20 protein-coding genes are annotated in these 19975 nt (G+C 63.7%); 11 read left to right on the forward strand and 9 right to left on the reverse strand.

From position 1 onward, the window contains the following. Positions 1-6 precede the first annotated feature (6 nt). Positions 7-1032 (reverse strand): P1 family peptidase, encoded by a 1026-nt coding sequence (locus tag LB577_RS11055; protein ID WP_224686729.1) that lies wholly within the window; start codon positions 1030-1032, stop codon positions 7-9. 16 nt (positions 1033-1048) lie between these two features. Further along, positions 1049-2116, reverse strand: coding sequence for a branched-chain amino acid ABC transporter substrate-binding protein (locus tag LB577_RS11060; protein WP_224686730.1), 1068 nt, complete (start codon positions 2114-2116; stop codon positions 1049-1051). Between the two features lie 180 nt (positions 2117-2296). Here LB577_RS11060 and LB577_RS11065 point away from each other — a divergent pair, with 180 nt between their 5' ends. The 7 genes from LB577_RS11065 (at position 2297) to LB577_RS11095 (ending at position 8790) form a co-directional block, all read left to right on the forward strand. Then, on the forward strand, positions 2297-2824 hold the full coding sequence (locus tag LB577_RS11065; RefSeq protein ID WP_013532115.1) for a flavin reductase: 528 nt from the start codon (positions 2297-2299) through the stop codon (positions 2822-2824). Next, positions 2821-3750 carry an AAA family ATPase gene (locus tag LB577_RS11070; protein WP_224686731.1) on the forward strand — a complete coding sequence of 310 codons (930 nt, stop codon included), beginning with the start codon at positions 2821-2823 and terminating at the stop codon, positions 3748-3750. The genes LB577_RS11065 and LB577_RS11070 overlap by 4 nt, the downstream gene beginning before the upstream one ends. 3 nt (positions 3751-3753) lie before the next feature. Continuing rightward, positions 3754-4998 (forward strand): vWA domain-containing protein, encoded by a 1245-nt coding sequence (locus tag LB577_RS11075; RefSeq protein WP_224686732.1) that lies wholly within the window; start codon positions 3754-3756, stop codon positions 4996-4998. Positions 4999-5048: 50 nt separating this feature from the next. After that, positions 5049-5387, forward strand: a complete 339-nt coding sequence (locus LB577_RS11080) for an XdhC family protein (RefSeq protein ID WP_023764193.1) — start codon at positions 5049-5051, stop codon at positions 5385-5387. Positions 5388-5393: 6 nt separating this feature from the next. Next, on the forward strand, positions 5394-6098 hold the full coding sequence (locus LB577_RS11085) for an XdhC family protein (protein WP_224686733.1): 705 nt from the start codon (positions 5394-5396) through the stop codon (positions 6096-6098). Continuing rightward, positions 6095-7705, forward strand: coding sequence for an NTP transferase domain-containing protein (locus LB577_RS11090; RefSeq protein WP_224686734.1), 1611 nt, complete (start codon positions 6095-6097; stop codon positions 7703-7705). The genes LB577_RS11085 and LB577_RS11090 overlap by 4 nt, the downstream gene beginning before the upstream one ends. 173 nt (positions 7706-7878) lie before the next feature. Next, positions 7879-8790: an alpha/beta hydrolase family protein gene (locus LB577_RS11095; RefSeq protein WP_224686735.1), complete on the forward strand. Its 912-nt coding sequence runs from the start codon at positions 7879-7881 to the stop codon at positions 8788-8790. 29 nt (positions 8791-8819) lie between these two features. Here LB577_RS11095 and LB577_RS11100 read toward each other — a convergent pair whose 3' ends face one another. Further along, positions 8820-9872 (reverse strand): DUF1176 domain-containing protein, encoded by a 1053-nt coding sequence (locus LB577_RS11100; RefSeq protein ID WP_224686736.1) that lies wholly within the window; start codon positions 9870-9872, stop codon positions 8820-8822. Positions 9873-10012: 140 nt separating this feature from the next. Between LB577_RS11100 and LB577_RS11105 the strand changes: the two genes are divergently transcribed. Continuing rightward, a complete protein-coding gene (locus tag LB577_RS11105; RefSeq protein ID WP_023764198.1) occupies positions 10013-10519 on the forward strand; it encodes a DUF1993 family protein in 507 nt (168 codons plus the stop codon). A 54-nt stretch (positions 10520-10573) separates the two neighbouring features. Here LB577_RS11105 and LB577_RS11110 read toward each other — a convergent pair whose 3' ends face one another. Further along, a complete protein-coding gene (locus tag LB577_RS11110; protein WP_013895844.1) occupies positions 10574-10738 on the reverse strand; it encodes a hypothetical protein in 165 nt (54 codons plus the stop codon). A 494-nt stretch (positions 10739-11232) separates the two neighbouring features. Between LB577_RS11110 and LB577_RS11115 the strand changes: the two genes are divergently transcribed. From LB577_RS11115 to LB577_RS11125, 3 genes are all read left to right on the forward strand, one after another. Beyond that, entirely contained in the window at positions 11233-11652 is a 420-nt protein-coding gene (locus LB577_RS11115; RefSeq protein WP_023764199.1) for a hypothetical protein, read from the forward strand. 120 nt (positions 11653-11772) lie between these two features. Further along, positions 11773-12840, forward strand: a complete 1068-nt coding sequence (locus LB577_RS11120; RefSeq protein WP_224686737.1) for an aldo/keto reductase — start codon at positions 11773-11775, stop codon at positions 12838-12840. Positions 12841-12888: 48 nt separating this feature from the next. Further along, on the forward strand, positions 12889-14157 hold the full coding sequence (locus LB577_RS11125; protein ID WP_224686738.1) for a cysteine desulfurase-like protein: 1269 nt from the start codon (positions 12889-12891) through the stop codon (positions 14155-14157). A 15-nt stretch (positions 14158-14172) separates the two neighbouring features. Here LB577_RS11125 and LB577_RS11130 read toward each other — a convergent pair whose 3' ends face one another. From LB577_RS11130 to LB577_RS11150, 5 genes are all read right to left on the reverse strand, one after another. Beyond that, positions 14173-15201 carry a histone deacetylase family protein gene (locus LB577_RS11130; RefSeq protein ID WP_224686739.1) on the reverse strand — a complete coding sequence of 343 codons (1029 nt, stop codon included), beginning with the start codon at positions 15199-15201 and terminating at the stop codon, positions 14173-14175. Next, positions 15198-15710 carry a GNAT family N-acetyltransferase gene (locus LB577_RS11135; protein ID WP_224686740.1) on the reverse strand — a complete coding sequence of 171 codons (513 nt, stop codon included), beginning with the start codon at positions 15708-15710 and terminating at the stop codon, positions 15198-15200. Before LB577_RS11135 ends, LB577_RS11130 begins: the two co-directional genes overlap by 4 nt. Before the next feature lie 210 nt (positions 15711-15920). Next, positions 15921-16850 (reverse strand): 3-keto-5-aminohexanoate cleavage protein, encoded by a 930-nt coding sequence (locus LB577_RS11140; RefSeq protein WP_224686741.1) that lies wholly within the window; start codon positions 16848-16850, stop codon positions 15921-15923. Positions 16851-16854: 4 nt separating this feature from the next. Next, positions 16855-18240, reverse strand: coding sequence for an aspartate aminotransferase family protein (locus tag LB577_RS11145; protein ID WP_224686742.1), 1386 nt, complete (start codon positions 18238-18240; stop codon positions 16855-16857). 1 nt (position 18241) lies between these two features. Continuing rightward, entirely contained in the window at positions 18242-19882 is a 1641-nt protein-coding gene (locus LB577_RS11150; protein ID WP_224686743.1) for a N,N-dimethylformamidase beta subunit family domain-containing protein, read from the reverse strand. Between the last annotated feature and the right edge of the window lie 93 nt (positions 19883-19975).

Raw genomic sequence — 19975 nt, forward strand, 5'->3', positions numbered from 1 at the left:
ACCGGTTCAGCCGGGGCGCGACGACCAGGCCGGGAAAAGATCGTTTTCGGCGGGTGTTGCGGCGAACACGCCGCGGCTGATGGCGCGCGCCATGGTGGCGCCGGCCGCGGCATAGAGGTCGATTGCCGCGTCGGCTTCGAGCCGGATGCCGCTCTTGCCGGTTGCCAGCGCGAACACCAGGTCGCCATCGGCCGGCGTGTGCGTCGGCCAGATGGCGCGCACGAAGCCGTCATGCGCCGATATCGCCAGGCGCTTTGCAGCAGCCTTGGTCAGGACCGCATCGGTGGCAATGACGGCGATGGTCGTGTTGCCGCCGGTCTCCATCTGCCCCCCGGCATGCTTGTCGCGGTATTTCAGCAAGATCCTCTTCGCATCGTCCGGCATTGGCGAGGGATAGCCGAGCCCGCCGAATTCGTCGCCGATTTCGAAAGGCGCCGCCCAGAAATGGCGTGTGCGGCCAACGGTCGCCGAGCCGGTCGGGTTGACGGCCGCCAGCGCACCGATGGTGACGCCATTGTCCAGCAGCGTCGAGGCGGAACCCAGGCCGCCCTTCAGCCCTGCGGTCAGCGCGCCGGTGCCGGCGCCAGCCGTACCGAGCTGGAAATCCATTGCCGCGGTTTGCGCTGCCTCATAGCCGAGGTCGCGGTAGGGCGGATAACGGCCCCAGTCCTTGTCGCCGCCATTGCGCAGGTCGAACAGGATCGCCGCCGGCACGATCGGCACGCGAAAGCCGCCCACCTCGAAGCCGATACCGCGCTCGCGCACTGCCGCCTGCACGCCGGACGCCGCATCGAGGCCGAAAGCCGAACCGCCCGAGAGCACCACGGCATGCACCGCCTCGACCGAATTGTGCGGTTCGAGCAGGTCCGTCTCGCGGGTACCCGGCGCGCCGCCCAGGATTTGCACGCCGGCGATCGCCGGCCCGTCGCAAAGGACGGTCGTCACCCCGGACTTCAACAAGGCGTCGGTCGCATTGCCGACGCGCAGGCCGGCGACGTCGGTGATCAGGTTGCGCGGGCCAGTGCGGAACATCAGTTGCCTTCCGACATCAGTTGCCTTCCAGGGGCACGAAGCGCGTGCCGTCGAAGCGGAACACGCGGTAGGGGCTCTGGCTGAGGTCGCCCTTGGCGTCGAAGCGGATCGGCCCGATCGCCGTGGTGAAATCATGCCCGGTCAGCACCTCGGTCAGCGGCGTGCCCGAGGATAATGCCGATGCCGCCTTGGCGATTTCGATCGCCGCATAGGCCGGCAGCGTGTAGCCGTCCGGCACGATCTTTTGCGCGGCGAAGCTTTCCAGCACCTTGGGATCGGCGACATCGGCCCATTCGGGCGGCGCGATCATCAGCGTGCCCGTCGCATAGGGCACGTCGCCGGGCGGCGTGCGCAGGTTTTCACCGCCGGCAAAGACGATGCCCGCCTGGAGCTGTGCGGCATCGCGGCCCATGATGGCGATGTCGTCGCCATCGCCGCCGGCAAAAACGTGCGTGGCGCCGGCCTTCTTCAGCCGGCCGATCAGGCCGATCTGGTTGTCGAGCTGCGGCCGGAACGTGTCGACGAACACAGGTTTCAGCGCCGCTTGCTCCGCTGCGGCGCGAAGCGTCTCGGCCATCTCGCGGCCATAGATGGTACCGTCGTCGATGATGGCGAACAGCTCGTTCTGCCACAGGCGGGTGAGGGTGGAGGCAACGGCGTTGCGCTCATCGTCGCCGCGCGGGCCCAGGCGATAGACCGGCCAACCGGTCTTGGCACGGCGGTCGGTCAGGCTTTCGGTCCGCACGCCAACGGTGATGACCGCGATGTTGGCGTCCCTCAGGATCGGCATCGCCGCCTCGATCGCGTCTGTGCAGAGGAAGCCGACGACGATATTGACTTTGGCCGCCACGAAGTCCCTGGCCGCGGCCGCGCCGCCATCGGCGGTACAGGCGTCATCCACGGTCTTGAGTTCGACACCGTTTGCTTCCGCCGCGAGCCCGGCACCGGCCTCCACCTGCTTGCCGAGAATGGCCGACGGTCCCGACAGGGGTGCGGCAACGCCGATCGTGAGCGTCTGGGCGTTGGCGGCGCCGGCCAGCAGCAGCCAGGCCAGCGCGGCGGATATCGTTGCCCGGGATCGCATCCTGCCGAAGTGTTCCTCCAAGCCCGCGACATCGCGCAGGCACCAGCTCCCGCCAAGACCTAAAGGCTGCCCGGCCTTGGTGCAACACGCGAATTTGGCGATATGGGCCAAGCACTTCGCTTGTGGCATGTCATGTCTAGCCATATATAGCGGTGAGGTTTCTGGCTGTGGAAAATTCTGGTGCTGAAGAAGAATGACATTGGACCTCAGGCCTATCGCGACGCGATGAGCCATTTTGCCGGTCACGTCCATGTGGTTACCACCGACGGGCCAGCCGGCAAACGCGGCGCGACGGTGATCGCGGCCTGCTCGGTGTCGGACACGCCGCCGACCATTCTGGTCTGCCTCAACCGTGAGAATCCCAAGAATGAGCCGTTCGTGAAGAACGGCCGATTTGCTCTGAACACACTGGCTTCGCACCAGGAGCCGCTGTCGGTCGGGTTTTCAGGCATCACCGGCCTGCCGGTCGAGGAGCGTTTCGCGCTCGGCGAATGGGACGTGATTTCCACCGGCGCGCCGACCTTGAAGGGTGCGCTCGCCGTTTTCGACTGTGAGCTGATCGACACCAAGGACCTTGCCACCCATCGTGTGCTTTTTGGCAAGGTGACAGGCCTGCGCATGGGCGATAATTTGCGGCCGCTGATCTACCACGCCCGCGGCTACCATGTTCTGGAAAGCGGAGCAGCGGCGTTCACGGAGAAAGAATGAACGAACTGAAACCGCGAGCCGTGCCGCGGACGATCGATGAAACACTCGATCTCCTGACTGGCGCGGACTATGTAGCGGACCGGTCGCTGGCGACCGTGCTTTTCCTGTCGCTGCGCATGAACCGGCCATTGTTCCTCGAGGGCGAGGCCGGCGTCGGCAAGACCGAGATCGCCAAGGTGTTGGCGCAGGCGCTTGGCCGCCGGCTGATCCGCCTGCAGTGCTATGAGGGGCTCGATGTCTCCTCGGCGGTCTACGAGTGGAACTACGCCGCGCAGATGATCGAGATCCGCATGGAGGAGGCCGCCGGAAAGGTCGATCGCTCCGCCATGGAACGCAACGTGTTCTCGGAAAAGTACCTGATCCGCCGCCCGGTGCTCGACGCGCTGACCGGCAAGGCGGGTGCGTCCCCGGTCTTCCTGATCGACGAGCTCGACCGCACCGACGAAGCCTTCGAGGCCTTCCTGCTCGAAATCCTCTCCGACTTCCAGGTGACGGTGCCAGAACTCGGCACCATCAAGGCGGAAGAGCCGCCGATCGTCATCATCACCACCAACCGCACCCGCGAGATCCACGACGCGCTGAAGCGGCGCTGCCTCTATCACTGGGTCGACTATCCCAATGCCGAGCGTGAGCTTGAGATCGTGCACCGCAAGGTGCCGCAGGCCAACCAGCGGCTCTCGGCCGAGGTGGTCTCCTTCATCCAGAAACTGCGCCAGATCGAGCTGTTCAAGGTGCCTGGCGTTGCCGAAACCATCGACTGGGCCGGTGCGCTGACCGAACTCGACAAGGTCGCGCTCGATCCGGAGACTGTATCCGACACGATCGGCGTGCTGTTGAAATACCAGGACGACATTGCCCGCATCGAACAGGGTGAAGGCCGGCGCATCCTCAACGAGGTGAAGGCCGAACTTTCGGCGGCGGAGTAGGCGATGCCGCGACCCGAACCGAAAGAGGCGACAGCGGATGGCCGGATCGCCGACAACATCGTCTATTTCGCCCGCACCTTGCGCAAGGCCGGCATGCGTGTCGGGCCAGCCTCGGTCAAGGACGCCATAGAGGCGGTGCTGGTCGCCGGCATCGGTTCGCGCGATGATTTCTATTGGACGCTGCACGCCGTGCTGGTCTCGCGGCACGAGGATCACGCCATCTTCGACGAAGCTTTCCGGCTGTTCTGGAAATCGCGCGAGTTGATCGAGAAGATGCTGGCGATGTTTTCGCCGGTGGCACCCGACGCCAGGCAGAAGCAGAAGCCGCGCGCGGCCGAGAACCGCGTCAGCCAGGCGATGTTCGAAGGCCACCAGAAGAACCAGCCGCCGCGGGAAATCCCCGAGATCGAGGTCGATGCCCGCTTCACTTTTTCCGGCAACGAGGTCTTGCGGGGCAAGGATTTCGCCCAGATGAACGCCGCCGAGATCGCCGACGCCAGGAAGGCGATCGCCGGGCTGCGTCTGCCCGTCGACATGGTGCGTATCAGGCGCTTCAAGGCCGATGCGTATGGCCGCCGTATCGACCCCCGCGCCATGATGCGTTCGGCCGCGCGCACCGGCGGCGAACTGATCCTGCCGAAATTCCGCTCGGCCCGCGAAGTCCATCCGCCGCTGGTGGTGCTGGCCGACATATCCGGCTCGATGAGCCAGTACACCCGCATCTTCCTGCATTTCCTGCATGCGTTGACCGAAAAGCGCCGGCGCGTGCACACTTTCGTTTTCGGCACGCGGCTGACCAATCTGACCCGGCAGATGCGCCACCGCGATCCCGATGCGGCACTTGCCGATTGTTCGGCGGCGGTCAAGGACTGGTCGGGCGGCACGCGCATCGGCGACACGCTGGCCGAGTTCAACCTGATTTGGTCGCGGCGCGTGCTGGGGCAGGGCGCGGTGGTGCTTCTGATCACCGACGGGCTGGAGCGCGACGATGTCACCGGGCTTTCGGAGGAGATGGAGCGCCTGCACAAATCCTGCCGGCGGCTGATCTGGCTGAACCCGTTGCTGCGCTTTGACGGTTTTCAGGCGCGCGCCCGCGGCGTCAAGGCGATGCTGCCGCATGTCGACGAATTCCGTTCGGTGCACAATCTTGAGGCGCTCGCCGACCTCTGCGCCTCGCTGGACAAGAAATCGGCGCTGTCGGTCGATCCGCGGCGATGGATGGATGTTGGCGAGAGGCATGCCGCATAACCATATGTTTTCCCTGTTCCCTGGAAAAACAGACCCTGAGAGAAGCAACCATGAGCGACAGTCTCTATCTCGATGAAGCCCGCGATCCGCTGATCATCGCCGAAGGTTGGATGAAGGACGGCAAGGATGTCGCTATCGCGACGGTGGTCGAGACCTGGGGTTCGGCGCCGCGCCCGGTCGGCAGCCACCTTGTCATCGATGCCGAAGGTAATTTCCACGGTTCGGTTTCGGGTGGCTGCGTCGAGGGCGCCGTGGTGACCGAGGCGATCGACGTCATCGGCTCCGGCAAGGCCAGGATGCTGGAATTCGGCGTTGCCGACGAGGCCGCCTGGCAGGTCGGCCTGTCCTGTGGCGGCCGCATCAAGGTATATGTCGAGCGGTTAGGCTGATCTCAGATGGATCCATATACCCTAAAAACCTTGAATGCCGAGCGCCGCGCCCGCCGTGCGGCGATCCTCGTCACCGATCTTGGTGACGGCCGCGATCGTATCGTGCGAGAGGGCGACCACGTCGCCGGCGATCTCGGAACGGCGATCGCCAAGGCGTTTCGATCGGGCAATTCCGGTTCCGTCGAGGCGGAAGGGCGGACCTTCTTTCTCAACGCGCATCTCCCGCAGCCGCGCCTGCTGGTCATTGGCGCCGTCCACATCAGCCAGGCGCTCGCCCCGATGGCACGGATTGCCGGCTATCCCCTGGAGATTATCGATCCGCGCACCGCTTTTGCCACGCCTGACCGCTTTCCCGATGTCGCCTTGCATGCGGAATGGCCCGAGGATGTGCTGACGAGCCAGCCGCTCGACAGCTATACGGCGCTCGCCGCCGTCACCCATGACCCCAAGATCGACGATTTCGCGCTGAAGGCCGCACTCGACGCCAAATGCTTCTATGTCGGGGCGCTTGGCAGCCGCAAGACCCATGCCAAGCGCGTCGAACGCCTGCTGGCGCTGGGCGCGAGCGCCGACCAGATCGCCCGCATCCATGCGCCGATCGGCCTCGATATCGGTGCCGCGAGCCCCGCCGAGATCGCCGTCGCCATTCTGGCGCAGACCATCCTTGCCTTCCGCTCGCGCGGCCTCGATGTAAAAGGTGCGGCAGCGTGAAATTCGGTCCAATTCCGATCGACGCGGCCGAAGGCGCGGTGCTGGCGCATGCCACCACCGCCGGCGAACGGCGGTTTCGCAAGGCGCACAGGCTGACCGCCGAAGACGTCTCCATGCTCAAGGGCGCCGGGATTTCGCAGGTCGTCGCGGCCGTGCTGGCCCCGGACGATCTGGGCGAGGACGCCGCGGCGCAAAGAATTGCCGAGTGCATGACATTCAGCGGCATCGAGGCAAGGCCCGCCGCCACCGGCCGCGTCAATCTCCATGCCAAGGCGGCCGGCATCTTCACGGTCAATGCCTCGATGATCGATGCCATCAACGCCGTCGATCCCGCCATCACCATCGCCACCCTGGCCCAGCACGCGCCGGTCGAGAAAGGGCAGATGGTCGCGACGGTCAAGATCATCCCCTTCGCCGTCGCCTCCATGCTGGTCGACACGGTGACCAAACTCTGTGCCGGCGGCGAGATCTTTGCCGTCAACATCTACCAGCCGGTGCGCGTCGGCGTCATCCAGACGGTCTTGCCGGGGACCAAGCCTGGTGTGCTCGACAAGACGTTGCGCGTCACCGAAGCGCGGCTGGCGCGCTCGGGCGGTGCGCTGACAGCGGAGCGCCGCACGCCGCATGAGATCGTGCCCGTGGCGGAAGCAGCGGCCGCACTGGCGCGCGACAACGATATGGTGGTGATCTTCGGCGCCTCCGCGATGAGCGATTTCGCCGATGTCGTGCCGGCGGCGATCGAAAGGGCCGGCGGTACCGTGATCCGCGCGGGCATGCCGGTCGATCCCGGCAATCTGCTGGTGCTCGGCATGCTCGGTGGCAAGCGCGTCATCGGCGCGCCCGGCTGCGCCCGCAGCCCCAAGGAAAACGGCTTCGACTGGGTGCTCGATCGGTTGGTTGCCGGCCTCGATGTCACCGCGCGCGACATCGCCGGCATGGGCGTCGGCGGGCTGCTGATGGAAATCCCGACGCGGCCGCAGCCGCGCGAACCGGTGCCGGCCAAGAACCAACTCAAGGTCGCGACCGTGCTCCTGGCGGCAGGCCGGTCGAGCCGCATGGGCGGGCCGAACAAGCTGCTGGCGCTGTTCGACGGCAAGCCGCTGGTGCGCCGCACCACCGAGCGCGCTCTCGCCTCGAAGGCCGCGGGCACGATCGTCGTCACCGGCCATCAGCGCGAACGGGTGCGCGCGGCATTATCGGGCCTGGATGTCACCTTCGCCGACAATCCAGATTTTGCCGATGGCCTGTCCACGTCGTTGAAAGCCGGGATTGCCTATCTGCCGCAAGACACCGCCGGCGTGATGATCGTTCTCGGAGACATGCCGGGTATCGCGTCCGACGATCTCGACCGGCTGATCGACGCATTCCGTCGGGCCGGAGGCAATTCCGTGGTCCGCGCCTCGCATCTTGGGAAGCGCGGCAACCCGGTGCTTCTGCCGCGCTCGCTATTCCCCGCCATCGCCCATCTCGAAGGCGATACCGGCGCACGCCATCTGGTCGAAGCCGAAGGGCTCGACGTCGTCGACGTCGAGATCGGCGAGGGCGCATCCGTCGATGTCGATACCCGCGAGGCGCTGGAAGGCGCCGGCGGGGTGCTGCAGGATTGACAAACCCGAACTGAATTAAGCATGGCTTGGGGATGGCTATTCGTACCGTCGCACCCCCCTCTGGCCTGCCGGCCATCTCCCCCTCAAGGGGGGAGATCGGATGTCACTACGGCTTTCGCCAATCACCGCCGCTGCAGAAAGAGTGTCGACGCGGAAGCTGCCAATCTCCCCCCTTGAGGGGGAGATGGCCGGCAGGCCAGAGGGGGGCAGTCGCGCTCCAAACTTTTCTGATTTCGTTATTTTTCCTGCTTTCCGCCAGCCACGTCAGCGCTTTCGAACTAAAACCCTTCAAGGATGATCTCTTCGCCTATCCGGCTGCGCTTTCCTCCGACACCAACGGTGCCTACACGGTCATCGACTATCGCGAAATGCGCGACATCAACCAGCGCGACGAGGTGCCGGAAAAGCGTGTGCATGCGCAGTATACCGACACCGGCGTGCGCAAGGTGCAGCAGGATCTGCTCCTGAGGACCGATGCCGGCGACGTCAGGCATGTCGCCGTCGGCAAGACGGAGGGTGCCGGCATTCTCGTGCTTTACCTGCACGGGCAGGGCGGCAGCCGCAAGCAAGGCGTCGACGACTTCACCTTCGGCGGCAATTTCAACCGCCTCAAGAACCTGATGGCCGCCAATGGCGGCCTCTATCTCAGTCCCGATTTTCCCGATTTCGGCGACAAGGGCGCGGCACAGGTGGCGGCGCTGATCGATCACTATGCCGAACAGTCGCCGGGCGCGAAGATCTTCGTCGCTTGCGGCTCGATGGGCGGTGCGCTGTGCTGGAAGCTCGCCGGACGCAACGATACCGGCCGGCGCATCGACGGCCTGCTGCTGCTCGGCTCGCTGTGGGACGACAGCTTTTTTGCCAGCCCTGCATTCAAGCGCCGCGTGCCGGTCTTCTTCGGCCAGGGCAGCCATGACGTGGTCTTTCCCGTGGCAAGCCAGGAGACCTTCTTCCGTTCCATCATCGCCAAGTCGAAAGCCTATCCGACCCGGTTCGTCCGCTTCGAGACCGGCACGCATGGCACGCCGATCCGCATGGTCGACTGGCGCGAAACGCTCAACTGGATGCTGTCGAAGGCGCACTGATCGACGCGGGCTTAAAGCGGAGCGGCGCTCTACGGCGCGGTGTTGTAGTCGACGACCGTCTGCGGGTTCTCCTCGCCGTCATAGGATGCGTCGACGTCGTACTGGACCAGCGAGAAATTCCCGTTGCGGAACAGATAGGTGCCGGCGTCCGACGCATCGCCGACACCGCGCCACTTGTTGAACGTGGTGATCGTATGGGCATCCGGGTCATAGTCGGAATTGACCGCCCAGCCGCTCGTCTGGAAGCCGACGATGCTCATGCCCAGCAGTTTGCCATCGCTGTCATTGTTCTCGTAGCGGATGTCCATCTTGGGTTCGGCGAACTGCAATTGCTGCACGGCCGACAGTTCGTCGGTCATGTAGTAGACCGAGCTTTCATTATAGGCGGCCGCCGAGCAGGAAAAATGGAACAGCCGCGTCTCCTTGTCGGGATCTCCAGGCTGGGCATCCTTGTCCTTGTACTTGATCGAAAAGACCTCCGGCTCATTGGCCATGAGATCCTTGTCGCACTGGTCGCCATAGGTCGCCAGAAAAGCCTTCTTGGCCTGCTCGAGCGCGGTATCCTTCTTCGGCGGCGGCGGCCCGTCGCCGCAGCTAGGCGGCACCGCCTCCTCGAAATTGGCGGTGGAGGGCTTCAGCGCGCCCTTTTCGATGTGGATCGGGTCGAAAGGCGGCGCGGCCTGGATCTGGGCATTGACCTGGCGCAGTGTGTAGCAGCCGGCGAAAACCGTTTCGCCGCCGGTCTTGTCGGTGGCGCGGATGGCGACTGGGACGTTGTAGAAAATGCTGCCCGCGGCACCTTCGTCCGAGATCGCGCCGGTCTCGACCTCGACCTTGGCGGTGCCGTCATAGCCCTTGACGAAGCTGACAAAATCCTTTGCCGGCTTTGCATCGCCGAAATAACTCCATGCGCGGGCGAATTCGTGCCGGTTGATGGCGCTGTAGAGCGAATGGATGACCGCCTCGGCGCTCGAACGATCATCGACATAGGGCGCTTCGGCGGCATCATCGGCGGCGAGGGCCGTTTGGCCAGTCGTGGCAAGGGAGAGAAGGGCAGTCGCTGCGAGAAGGGCGCGTCTCATCGGGAATGTCCGCTCGATAACGAAGATTCTACCATGGTGATTGCGGCGGCCTGGTGACGCTGCGTCGCCGGCGCTTGAAGAATCGAGCGCGAAGGCGCTACCTGCCGACCGCCGGCGTTCGGCCGGACGGGAGATTTGACGTGACGATATCGATGTATGAGGCATCCGTGCCCGTGTTTTCAGCCCGGCTGAAAGCACTTTCCAATGTGCTGGCATCAGCCGAACAGAATGCGCTTGACCGCAAGATCGACCCGCAGGTGTTTTTGACGGCGCGCCTCGCGCCCGACATGTTCGCGCTGACCCGGCAGGTGCAGATCGCCACCGATCATGCCAAGGGCGCGCCGTCGCGGCTGGCCGGCCGCGAAGTGCCGAAATATGAAGACAATGAGGCAAGTTTTGCCGATCTCGAGGCGCGGATCGCCAAGACGCTCGCGCTTCTGGCAACGTTCTCGGCTGCCGATATTGATGGTTCGGACGACAAGATGATCGAGTTGAAGCTCGGCGGGCGCGAAACCACATTAGGCGGCATGCAGTATCTGCTGCATGTTGCCATGCCCAACTTCTACTTCCACCTCACCACCGCTTACGACATTCTTCGCCACAATGGCGTGCCGCTGGGCAAGTCGACATTCCTCGGATCGCGCTGAGGAATTGGACGTTGAGATGTCCCGGGCCGATCCGGGACATCTCGCAATATGCATTTAGCGAATGGACATTTCGCGGGCGATGCGCGGAAAATCGGCGGGCTTGACGCCGATGTCGGCACGGTCGGCATTGCTCATCGAATGAAGCAGCGCGAGAGCCGCGCGATATCTCAGATGTTCCTGCGGGCGCGGCCGGGCGAACATTTCAGTGAAGAAACCCATGACTCAGGCTCCTGGTTGGTCCTCCACATCCGGCAATATAGATGAATCGTGACAATTGTGCAGTGCAGCATTTGCATGCCTGCCATGTCTGAATGATTTGCATAAATTTTTTTGAGCCCGGTGAAACTTTTGGGCCGCAGGACCCGTAGGCTTGAACGCTGGCACATGGCCAGTTTTTCCTCGCCAACTCCTGGCGAATTTCCGGGCTGCATGAAAGTGCAGTCCGGCTTTTGTTTGAGCAGCTTTGCTCGGGCGGCAATCCTCGCAACGGCTAAATTCCTTAAGATCGGTGGCATGTATTTTTAACGAGCCGGTTCTATGGTCTGTAACCCAGACAGTCGGGCAAGTGGGAGGCTGACATCGCTACCAGCGCCAAGCGCGATTTCGCTTCGCTGCTCGACGACCTCTTCGTTGCGTCTGACAAGGGTGACGGGATCGGGGGTGACGGCATCGGGGGTGACGGCATCGGAGGCGACGGCATCGGAGGAGACGCCATGGAGGGCGACGGGGCCAGTGCGCGTCCATCCATTCCGTTCGATTATCTGTCTGTTGCCGATGAACTGCATTCCGGCCGTATCAAGGTATCCGCGGCCGAATATCGTGAGGCGGGTACCGACCTGGCGAGCGAATTCGCTGCCTTGCTCGAACACGCCAAGCTCGCTCTGGCCGGCGAAGAACCAAAGCCCGAGGAGAAATTGCCGCCGATCGATCTTGAATCGATCGCGGTCGAACTGGGACTGGATCAGCCAAAGAGCATCGCCGATTTCGGCCGTATTCGCCGCAGCTTCGCCTTCGCCAACCATCCGGACCGTGTCGCCCCGCATCTGCGCCAGCGCGCCATGATCCGCATGCAGGTGGCCAACATGCTGATCGACGAAGCCAAGCGCCGCGCGGTGGCCGGCGCTCGCCGCTAGACAACCCCAACTCACGCAAAAGTCGGCCTGCCGAGGCTTGGAGAGCGCCGCCGCTTTCCCTATAGATGCTGACCTCATTCCCGCGCTGCCGCGCACGCTTTCCCTCGGAGCAGAAATTCCATGCACAAACGCCGTCTCGGTCGGACCGATCTCCTTGTTACCCAGATTTGCCTGGGTTCGATGACCTGGGGTCAGCAGAACACGGAAGCCGAGGGGCATGCCCAGATGGACCTCGCCTTCTCGCGTGGCGTCAATTTCATCGACACCGCTGAACTCTATCCGATCCCGCCGAAGGCCGAGACGCAGGGGCGGACGGAAAAGATCATCGGCAGTTGGATGAAGGCCAACGGAAACCGCGACAAGGTGATCCTTGCCTCCAAGGTCGTCGGCCGCACCGCCAACAGCTGGTTTCGCGGCGACAGGCCGTCGCAACTGGTGCGCGCCGATATCCTTGACGCCATCGACAAATCGCTGGCCAAGCTCGGCACCGATTATCTGGACCTTTATCAAATTCATTGGCCGGAAAGGGACATTCCGTGGGGCGCCAACCCGACACGCGTCGGCGCCGTAGCGCGTCGTCCCGATGCGATCGGTGCGCCGGCGGGCGAAACGCCGATAGAAGAGACGCTTGCCGTCTTCGAGGAACTGGTAAAGGCGGGAAAAATTCGCCATTTCGGCCTGTCGAACGAGAGTTCCTGGGGCGTGATGCGGTTCCTTGCCGAGGCCGACAAGGGCGTTGGTCCGCGCGTCGCTTCGATCCAGAACGCCTACAATCTGGTCAACCGCACCTTCGAGGTGAACCTCGCCGAGGTCTGCGAACGCGAAGGGGTTTCGTTGCTCGCCTATTCGCCGCTGGCACAGGGCTACCTCACCGGTAAATACGACCATGGCGCCCGCCCGCAAGGATCGCGCTCGCAGCTGTTCAATCGTGGCCAGCGCTACGAGACGCCAAATGCCGCGGAGGTGCAACTCGAATACAACGAGTTGGCGCGTTCGTTTGGGCTGGAGCCGGCGCTGTTTGCCAATGCCTATGTATCGAGTCGGCCGTTCGTCACCTCGAACATCGTCGGCGCCACGACCATTTCGCAGCTGGAAATGGCGCTGTCCTCGGTGGATGTCGTCTGGACCGAAGAGATGCAAAAGGCGGTGGATGCGATCCATCAGCGGGTCGGCAATCCTTGTCCTTGATTGGTTCAAGGTGCGGAATTAATCAGGAATAACAAAAGGGTGGAGACAATGGCGGACTTTCCGATCGAGGCGGTGCGAGCAAGATTCCCGGCTCTGTCCCTGACCGACAAAGGGCGTCGCCGCATCTATCTCGACAACCCCGCGGGCACGCAGGTGCCGCAGGCTGTCGCCGACGCGGTGTCGCGCTGCCTGCTCACCACCAACGCCAATCTCGGCGGCTATTTCGAAACGACGACCGCCGCTCAACAAGTCGTCGATGACGCGCATCAGGCAATGGCCGATTTCCTTGGCGCGGAGAGCCGCGAGGAAATCATCATCGGCGCCAACATGACGACGCTGACCTATCACATGTCGCGCACGCTCGGCCGCACCATGAAGCCCGGCGACGAGATCATCCTCACCCGGATGGACCATGAGGGCAATGTCTCGCCCTGGCTGCAGCTGGCCGAAAATCTTGGCCTTGTGGTGCGCTGGCTGCCGTTCGGCGAAAGGAGTTGGCAGGTCGAGGAGGCGACGCTGAATGATCTGCTATCCGACAAGACGCGGCTGCTTGCATTGAACTATGCCAGCAACCTCACCGGTTCGATCAACCGGGTTAAGTCCCTGACTGCCATCGCAAAACAGGCCGGCGCGCTGGTCTATGTCGACGCCGTCCAGTTCGCGCCGCACGGCCTGATCGACGTGCAGGAACTCGGCTGCGATTTCCTGATCTGCTCGGCCTACAAATTCTTCGGCCCGCATATGGGCATATTGTGGGGACGGCTGGATATCATCGATGGCCTGAAGGCCTACAAATGCCGCTGCTCGTCCAATGGGCTGCCGGAGCGGTTCGAACTCGGCACGCCGCAGATCGAGCTGATGGCTGGCCTCACAGCGGCGGTCGATTATTTTGCCGAACTGGGCGCGGCAGCGGGCCAGGGCGGTTCAAGAAGGCAGAAGATCGCGAAGGCGTTCGAAGTCTCCATTGCCTATGAAAACCCGTTGGCGCAAAGGCTGATCGATGGCCTGGCCGACATTTCAGGCCTGACTATCCACGGGATCACCGACCCGAAGCGGCTCGGAGATCGCGTACCGACAGTCTCCTTCACTGTTGACGGCATCGTTCCCGAAACCATCGTCCGGCAGATGAACGCCGAAAACATCTTCCTGTGGTCCGGCCATAACTACGCTTGGGAGATCGTCCACCAACTGGGCATTCCGGCCGAGCAAGGCGTCGTGCGCATCGGCATCGCACACTACAACACATCCGACGAGATCGACGAGACGCTGGAGAGCGTGCATCGGGTCGTCGCCATGCTCAGGCAGCAGCGATCCTAAAGCCGGTTTGAATTGTCACCGCGCCTTGCCGCCGAAACCGGTGAGGAAGGCGGTGAGATTGTCGCCGAGTGCGTCGCAGAGATAGCCGCCTTCCTGGACGATGACGCTCGGCAGGCCGAGCCTGGCGATGGCTTCGCCAATGCGCGAGAAGCCGGGCGTGGTCACAGAGAGACCGCCGAACGGATCGCCTTCGAACGCATCGAGGCCGAGCGCCACGACAAGCGCATCGGGCGAAAAGGCACGGATGCGCTGGAATGCGATCTCGAGCGCTTCGAGAAACGCCGCGTCGGCGGATTTGCGTGGCAGCGGCAGGTTGAAATTATAGCCGAGGCCCGGCCCTTCGCCACGCTCGTCGGCATGACCCCAGAAGAACGGATAGAAACGCACCGGGTCGGCGTGCAGCGAAACGGTGAGCACATCGGGCCGTGCATAGAAGATGCCTTGCGTGCCGTTGCCGTGATGCAGGTCGACATCGAGGATCGCCACGCGGGCCGCGTTTCTGCGCAGAACCTGAGCCGCAACGGCCGAGTTGTTGATGAAGCAGAAGCCGCCGGCGACATCGGCAAAGGCGTGGTGGCCGGGCGGGCGGCACAGCGCATAGGCGGCCGATGCGCCAGCCATCACCGTTTCGGCGGCTTCGACCGCGCTCCAGGCGCTCCATAGCGCGCTCTGCCAGGTCTCGCCGGAAATCGGGCAAGCCGTATCGGCCATGTGATAGCCGGCCTGGCCGACCGCCGAGGCCGGGTAGGAACCATTGCGTGCGATCGGATGGATGTTGGGGATCACCTCGGCGGATGCGCCATCGATGCGTTGCCAGCGGTCAAAGATATGCTTGAGAAAGTCGAGATATTCGGGTGTGTGCACCGCCGAAACAGGGCCGAGCCCGTGATCGCGCGGCCGTTCGATCGTGCAGCCCGCAGATTTTGCGCCGGCTAACAATCTCTCGACGCGTTCGGGCTTTTCCGGATTGGGCTGTGCGGCACCGCTGGAAAGGAAGGCCTTGGGGTCGTGGCGCTTCTGCTCCTGCGCATAAAAGGCTTTCATTCCTGCTCCCCATTTTCCGGCGCATCGGCGAAGGCGAAAAAGGCTTCACCGATGATCTTCTGCGTCTGTTCGTAGCTGGACCAGGCAATGCCCAGCCTTTCGTAGAAGGCCTTGGCGCCTTCATTGTCGGTGTCGACGGACAGTCTGAGATAGACCCCACCTTCTTTCCGGCATTCAGCCGCGACGCGCCTCAACAACCGCTCGCCGACCTTGCGGCCGCGAAACCGGTCCTCGACGTAGAGATCCTGCACGTAGACGCCAGGCCGCCCCATCCAGGTCGAGAAGATCGGGAAATGCAGACAGAGGCCGGCGAATTCGCCGCCGACTTCGGCGATCAGGGTCGAGAAGGCGGGCTTTGCGCCGAAGCCCCAGGTTCTGAGATCGTCCGCCGTCGAGACGATTTCCTCGGGCGCGCCGATATGGGTGCCGAGTTTCAGGATTGCCGCGTGTATGGTTTCGACGTCTTCGATGCGGCCGGGGCGGAGGAGGATTTTGGATGAGTTGCTCAACACAGGTATGGTGCCAAGGCACCCCCCTCTGTCCTGCCGGACATCTCCCCCGCATGGGGGGAGATTGGCAGCTTTGGCCTTGCCGCCACTCTTTTGACGTTGGAGATTTGCGAAAGCCGAACTGACATCCGATCTCCCCCCTTGCGGGGGAGATGTCCGGCAGGACAGAGGGGGGTGTGACGGAACGCAAACATCTCAGTCAAGGGCATCTCAAAACGCCACCCTATCCCCGCCCTTGAGCGCCAGCATGTCGCGCGCTTCGGCTGGCGTGGCAACTTCCAGCGATAGCCCGTCGAGAATGCCACGGATGCGCCGCACCTGGTCGGCGTTGGATTTCGCCAGCTGGCGGCCATCATAGAGGCTGTCTTCCAGCCCGACACGGACATTGCCGCCCATGGCTGCCGCAATCGAGATCAGCGGCATCTGGTTGCGGCCGGCGGCCAGCACTGAAAACTGGTAGCTGTCGCCGAATAATTTGTCGGCGATGCGCTTCATGTGGACGAGATTGTCCGGGTCTGCGCCAATGCCGCCCAGGATGCCCATCACGAACTGGATGAACAGCGGCCCCGACACCAGGCCCCGGTCGCGGAAATGCGCCAGCGAATAAAGGTGGCCGACGTCATAACACTCGAACTCGAAGCGCGTGCCGCAGCCTTTTCCGAGTCTTTCGAGCACTCCCTCCATGTCGGCGAAGGTGTTCTTGAAGATGGTGTCGCGGGTGGCTTCTAGCAGTTTCGGTTCCCATTCGTGCTGCCACTCCCGTGGTTTGTCCAGCATCGGGAACAGCGCGAAGTTCATCGAGCCCATGTTGAGCGAGCACATTTCGGGCTCGGCGCGGAGCGGCGCAGCCAGCCGTTGGTCGAGCGTCATCAGCGACGAGCCCCCGGTGGTGATGTTGATCACCGCGTCGGTTGCCTGCTTGATGCGCGGCAGGAACTGCATGAAGACGTCCGGATCGGCGGTCGGGCGGCCATCCCTGGGGTCGCGTGCGTGGAGGTGCAGGATCGAGGCACCGGCTTCGGCCGCCGCGATGGCATCCGCCGCGATCTGGTCCGGCGTCACCGGCAGGTAGGGCGACATCGACGGCGTATGCACCGAGCCGGTGACCGCGCAGGTGATGATGACTTTTCGCGGCGCCATTCCCTTACCCCCGGCCTTCGACCGGCAGGTCGAGCTCGGAAGCCAGAACCTCCAGCGCGTCACCGATGATGGAGACGATTTCGCCGACCTGCTCGCTGGTCACGATCATTGGCGGCGCGACCATGAAATTGTCGCCGTCGATGCCACCCTTGACCCTGCGGCCATAGATGATCAGCCCGCGCGCATAGGAAAGGTCGAGCAGCCGCTGCGTCGCTTTCTTGCCCTGGTCGATGGGCCGCAGCGTCTCTGGATCGGCGACCATCTCGGCGCCGGTGAGCAGACCCTTGCCGCGCACGTCGGCGATGAATGGGAAGCGCTTGGCAAGTCCCTTCAATCCGTCCATCAGCACATCGCCCATGGCAGCCGCATTGGCGATCAGGTCGAGCCGGTCCATTTCACCCAGAACCGCAAGGCCGGCGGCGCAGGCCAGCGGATTGCCGGCATAGGTGTGGCCATGCTGGAAGCCGCCGGAGGCGAGCAACGGCTGCACCAGCCGCATCGGTGCGGCGAGCGCGCCGAGCGGCGCGTAGCCCGAGCCCAGTCCCTTTGACAGCGCGACGATATCGGGCTTGCAGTTCCAGTGGTCGCCGCCGAGGAATTTGCCGGTGCGGCCGGCGCCGCTCATCACTTCGTCATGAATGAGCAGGATGCCATAGCGGTCGCAGATCTCGCGGATGCGGGGATAGTAACTGTCCGGCGCCACCAGGGCTGCTGTGGCGGCACCCCCGATCGGCTCCATGATGAAGGCGACCACGTTTTCCGGCCCCTCTGTGAGGATCTTCTCCTCCAGCATGTCGGCATAGCGAACGCCGCGCTGCTCCATCGAAAGATTGTCACGGTCGCGCCAGGCGGTCGGCGCCGGCACGGTCGGCATCGGCCGCATCATCGGCGCAAAGGTTTCGGACAGCGCATCGTCGCCGGTGATCGAGAGCGAACCCAGCGTGCCGCCATGATAGGAGGGAAAGCGGGTGATCACCTTCCAGCGGCTGGCCTGTCCGGTGGCGACCGCCCATTGCCGCGCCAGCTTGATGCAGGATTCGGTCGCTTCCGAGCCGCCCGAGACAAAGAAAATGCGGTCCATGCCCTCCGGCAGTTTCCCCGCGAGTTCCCGCGCGAGTTCTTCCGCCGGCTCGTTCTCGAAATGCAGCCGATAGGCGAAGGTGGCGCGGTCCATCTGCCGCTTCATGGCATCGAGGACGTTGCGGTTGGAATGGCCGATATTGGCGACCATCGGCCCGCTCGATCCATCGATGAAGCGGCGGCCGTCCTGCGTCCACATGTAGATGCCCTCGGCGCGGTCGATCAGCGGTCGGCGCAAGCTGGAGAGATAGAACAGATGCGAGTCTCGCCGGACTTCAGTCGGTTGAGCGGCGGTCTGAGTTTTCGACATGTCAGGGCTTTCCGAGATAACGATCGAGGACATTTTTTGTGACGCGTTCGACCATCGGGTCCTGTCTTAGCAGGCCGGCAACCCATTCGCAGCTTCCGGCGTGGAACACCTCGCCCTTGCCGCGCGGAAAATTGACGATCATGCCGTTGCCGCGTTTGACTTTCTCCAGATTGGCGTCGCTGCCCTCGCCGAACAGCGTTTCGGCGCTGAAGCGGCCATCCTCGTCGGTAAGGAACTGGTCCTCGATCGGGATATCGGCGCTTTCCTCGACCTGGGAAGCCAGGCCGACGGCGAGAACCTGCAATCCATCCGGCGCGCCGCTGTCTGACGTGGGGTAGGGCAGGCCACCGCGGATCTCGAAGTCGAGTCCGTCCACCTCATAGCCATAGACATGGCTGTCGGCGCCGAGGAGGTCGCCATAGTAGATGCCGGTGCCGGCAAAGGCCCAATGTTCCGGCCGATAGACCGGGAAACCGCGCACGCCGCGCGGCGCGCAGCCGCCCCAGCCGGCATAAAGGCCACGGGTGGCATTCAGCCCGAAAGTCGCCGAGCCCGGCCGCCCGATTTCGGGCGCTTCCCAGGAGTTGGTGGCGCGGGTCACGTCGCCGCCGCGATAGGCGGGATCCTCGGCGCGGGCACGGTATTTGTAGCAGACCTGGCGGCGCCCCTCGTCCTCCAGCCGCGTCTGCCACATGAAGTTGCCGGCAAAGCGCGCCGCGTGGCCACCGCGCTCCACATAATTGTCGACGGCGTCACGCATTTCCCAGGTCCAGTACTCGTCATGGCCGACGAAGACGGCGCAGTCATAGCCGTCAAGGATGTCGGGCGAGAAATGCAGGTCGTGCTGGCTGGCGAGGTCGACGGCATAGCCGGCGCGCTCGGCGAAGCGGAAGAAATGACTGTCGTAGCTGGCCCAACCCGACGAGGCGTATTTCTTCGAATGGCCGGTGGCGAGCGCCCATTCCATGTGTGGATAGCGCGGCACCGTCTTCGGCGGCACGGCGACTTCCAGCGGCACGCGCGGCGCATCCTTCGGCAGCACGACGAAGCCACGGCACCAGGGGCGCTGGGTCGATACGATGGGTGAGTACTGGTTGCGGTCCGGTCCGGTGATGCCTTGATAGTGGTTGGAGCCGCCCCAGGTGTTGTAGGCGAGCCAGGTGCCCGTCGCCGCAACCTGCAGCACGCGGCCGGGCTTCTTGCCAGGTTGCGGGCTGACGATGAACAGATGGTGGCACTGGATCGGCTCGCCGTCGCCACCGCTGGCGGTCAGCGTCACGCGGTATGCACCGGACGGCCAGTCGCCGCCGACGCGGAATTCGAACGAAGCCTCCCAGCCGCAGCCCTCTGCCGAGCATTGGTCCGGACTGTCCTGCCAGCGTGCCGCGATGCCCGATTTCTCGAACACTTTCGTCTCGGTGCCGCCGTCGCGGATGATCGTCATGCCGAAGGATGGAGCCGTCGAACTGACATGCAGCGTCACCGTCTCGCCGGGACGATAGGAAAATCGGTCCGAGTAGCACCAGATCTCGCCGCGCTCGCCGTCCATCCCAGGCCATTCGTAGTAGTGCCCGCGCACCGCGTGGCGGCGCTGCTCGGGCGTTAGTCCGAAATCGGGGAATTCCGTGGGTAGATGGGTCATGAACACCGAAGAAGTGGCAAGCCGTCATTTCGGCGATCTGCAGGGCAAGCGTCAAATGGAAACGATCGGACCAGCATTCGTTAGCCGCGCCCT

Origin of the sequence: Mesorhizobium sp. B283B1A, assembly GCF_020165735.1 — a bacterium.
GTDB classification, from domain to species: Bacteria; Pseudomonadota; Alphaproteobacteria; order Rhizobiales; family Rhizobiaceae; genus Mesorhizobium; species Mesorhizobium opportunistum.

Bases quoted from the DNA above. Each gene is read 5' to 3' on its own strand.
- LB577_RS11115 (WP_023764199.1), top strand. From the start codon at position 11,233: ATGGAGGGCGACGGGGCCAGTGCGCGTCCATCCATTCCGTTCGATTAT.
- LB577_RS11140 (WP_224686741.1), bottom strand. From the start codon at position 16,850: ATGGCGCCGCGAAAAGTCATCATCACCTGCGCGGTCACCGGCTCGGTG.
- LB577_RS11120 (WP_224686737.1), top strand. From the start codon at position 11,773: ATGCACAAACGCCGTCTCGGTCGGACCGATCTCCTTGTTACCCAGATT.
- LB577_RS11145 (WP_224686742.1), bottom strand. From the start codon at position 18,240: ATGTCGAAAACTCAGACCGCCGCTCAACCGACTGAAGTCCGGCGAGAC.
- LB577_RS11080 (WP_023764193.1), top strand. From the start codon at position 5,049: ATGAGCGACAGTCTCTATCTCGATGAAGCCCGCGATCCGCTGATCATC.
- LB577_RS11085 (WP_224686733.1), top strand. From the start codon at position 5,394: ATGGATCCATATACCCTAAAAACCTTGAATGCCGAGCGCCGCGCCCGC.
- LB577_RS11150 (WP_224686743.1), bottom strand. From the start codon at position 19,882: ATGACCCATCTACCCACGGAATTCCCCGATTTCGGACTAACGCCCGAG.
- LB577_RS11055 (WP_224686729.1), bottom strand. From the start codon at position 1,032: ATGTTCCGCACTGGCCCGCGCAACCTGATCACCGACGTCGCCGGCCTG.
- LB577_RS11060 (WP_224686730.1), bottom strand. From the start codon at position 2,116: ATGCGATCCCGGGCAACGATATCCGCCGCGCTGGCCTGGCTGCTGCTG.
- LB577_RS11070 (WP_224686731.1), top strand. From the start codon at position 2,821: ATGAACGAACTGAAACCGCGAGCCGTGCCGCGGACGATCGATGAAACA.
- LB577_RS11075 (WP_224686732.1), top strand. From the start codon at position 3,754: ATGCCGCGACCCGAACCGAAAGAGGCGACAGCGGATGGCCGGATCGCC.
- LB577_RS11110 (WP_013895844.1), bottom strand. From the start codon at position 10,738: ATGGGTTTCTTCACTGAAATGTTCGCCCGGCCGCGCCCGCAGGAACAT.
- LB577_RS11125 (WP_224686738.1), top strand. From the start codon at position 12,889: ATGGCGGACTTTCCGATCGAGGCGGTGCGAGCAAGATTCCCGGCTCTG.
- LB577_RS11100 (WP_224686736.1), bottom strand. From the start codon at position 9,872: ATGAGACGCGCCCTTCTCGCAGCGACTGCCCTTCTCTCCCTTGCCACG.
- LB577_RS11130 (WP_224686739.1), bottom strand. From the start codon at position 15,201: ATGAAAGCCTTTTATGCGCAGGAGCAGAAGCGCCACGACCCCAAGGCC.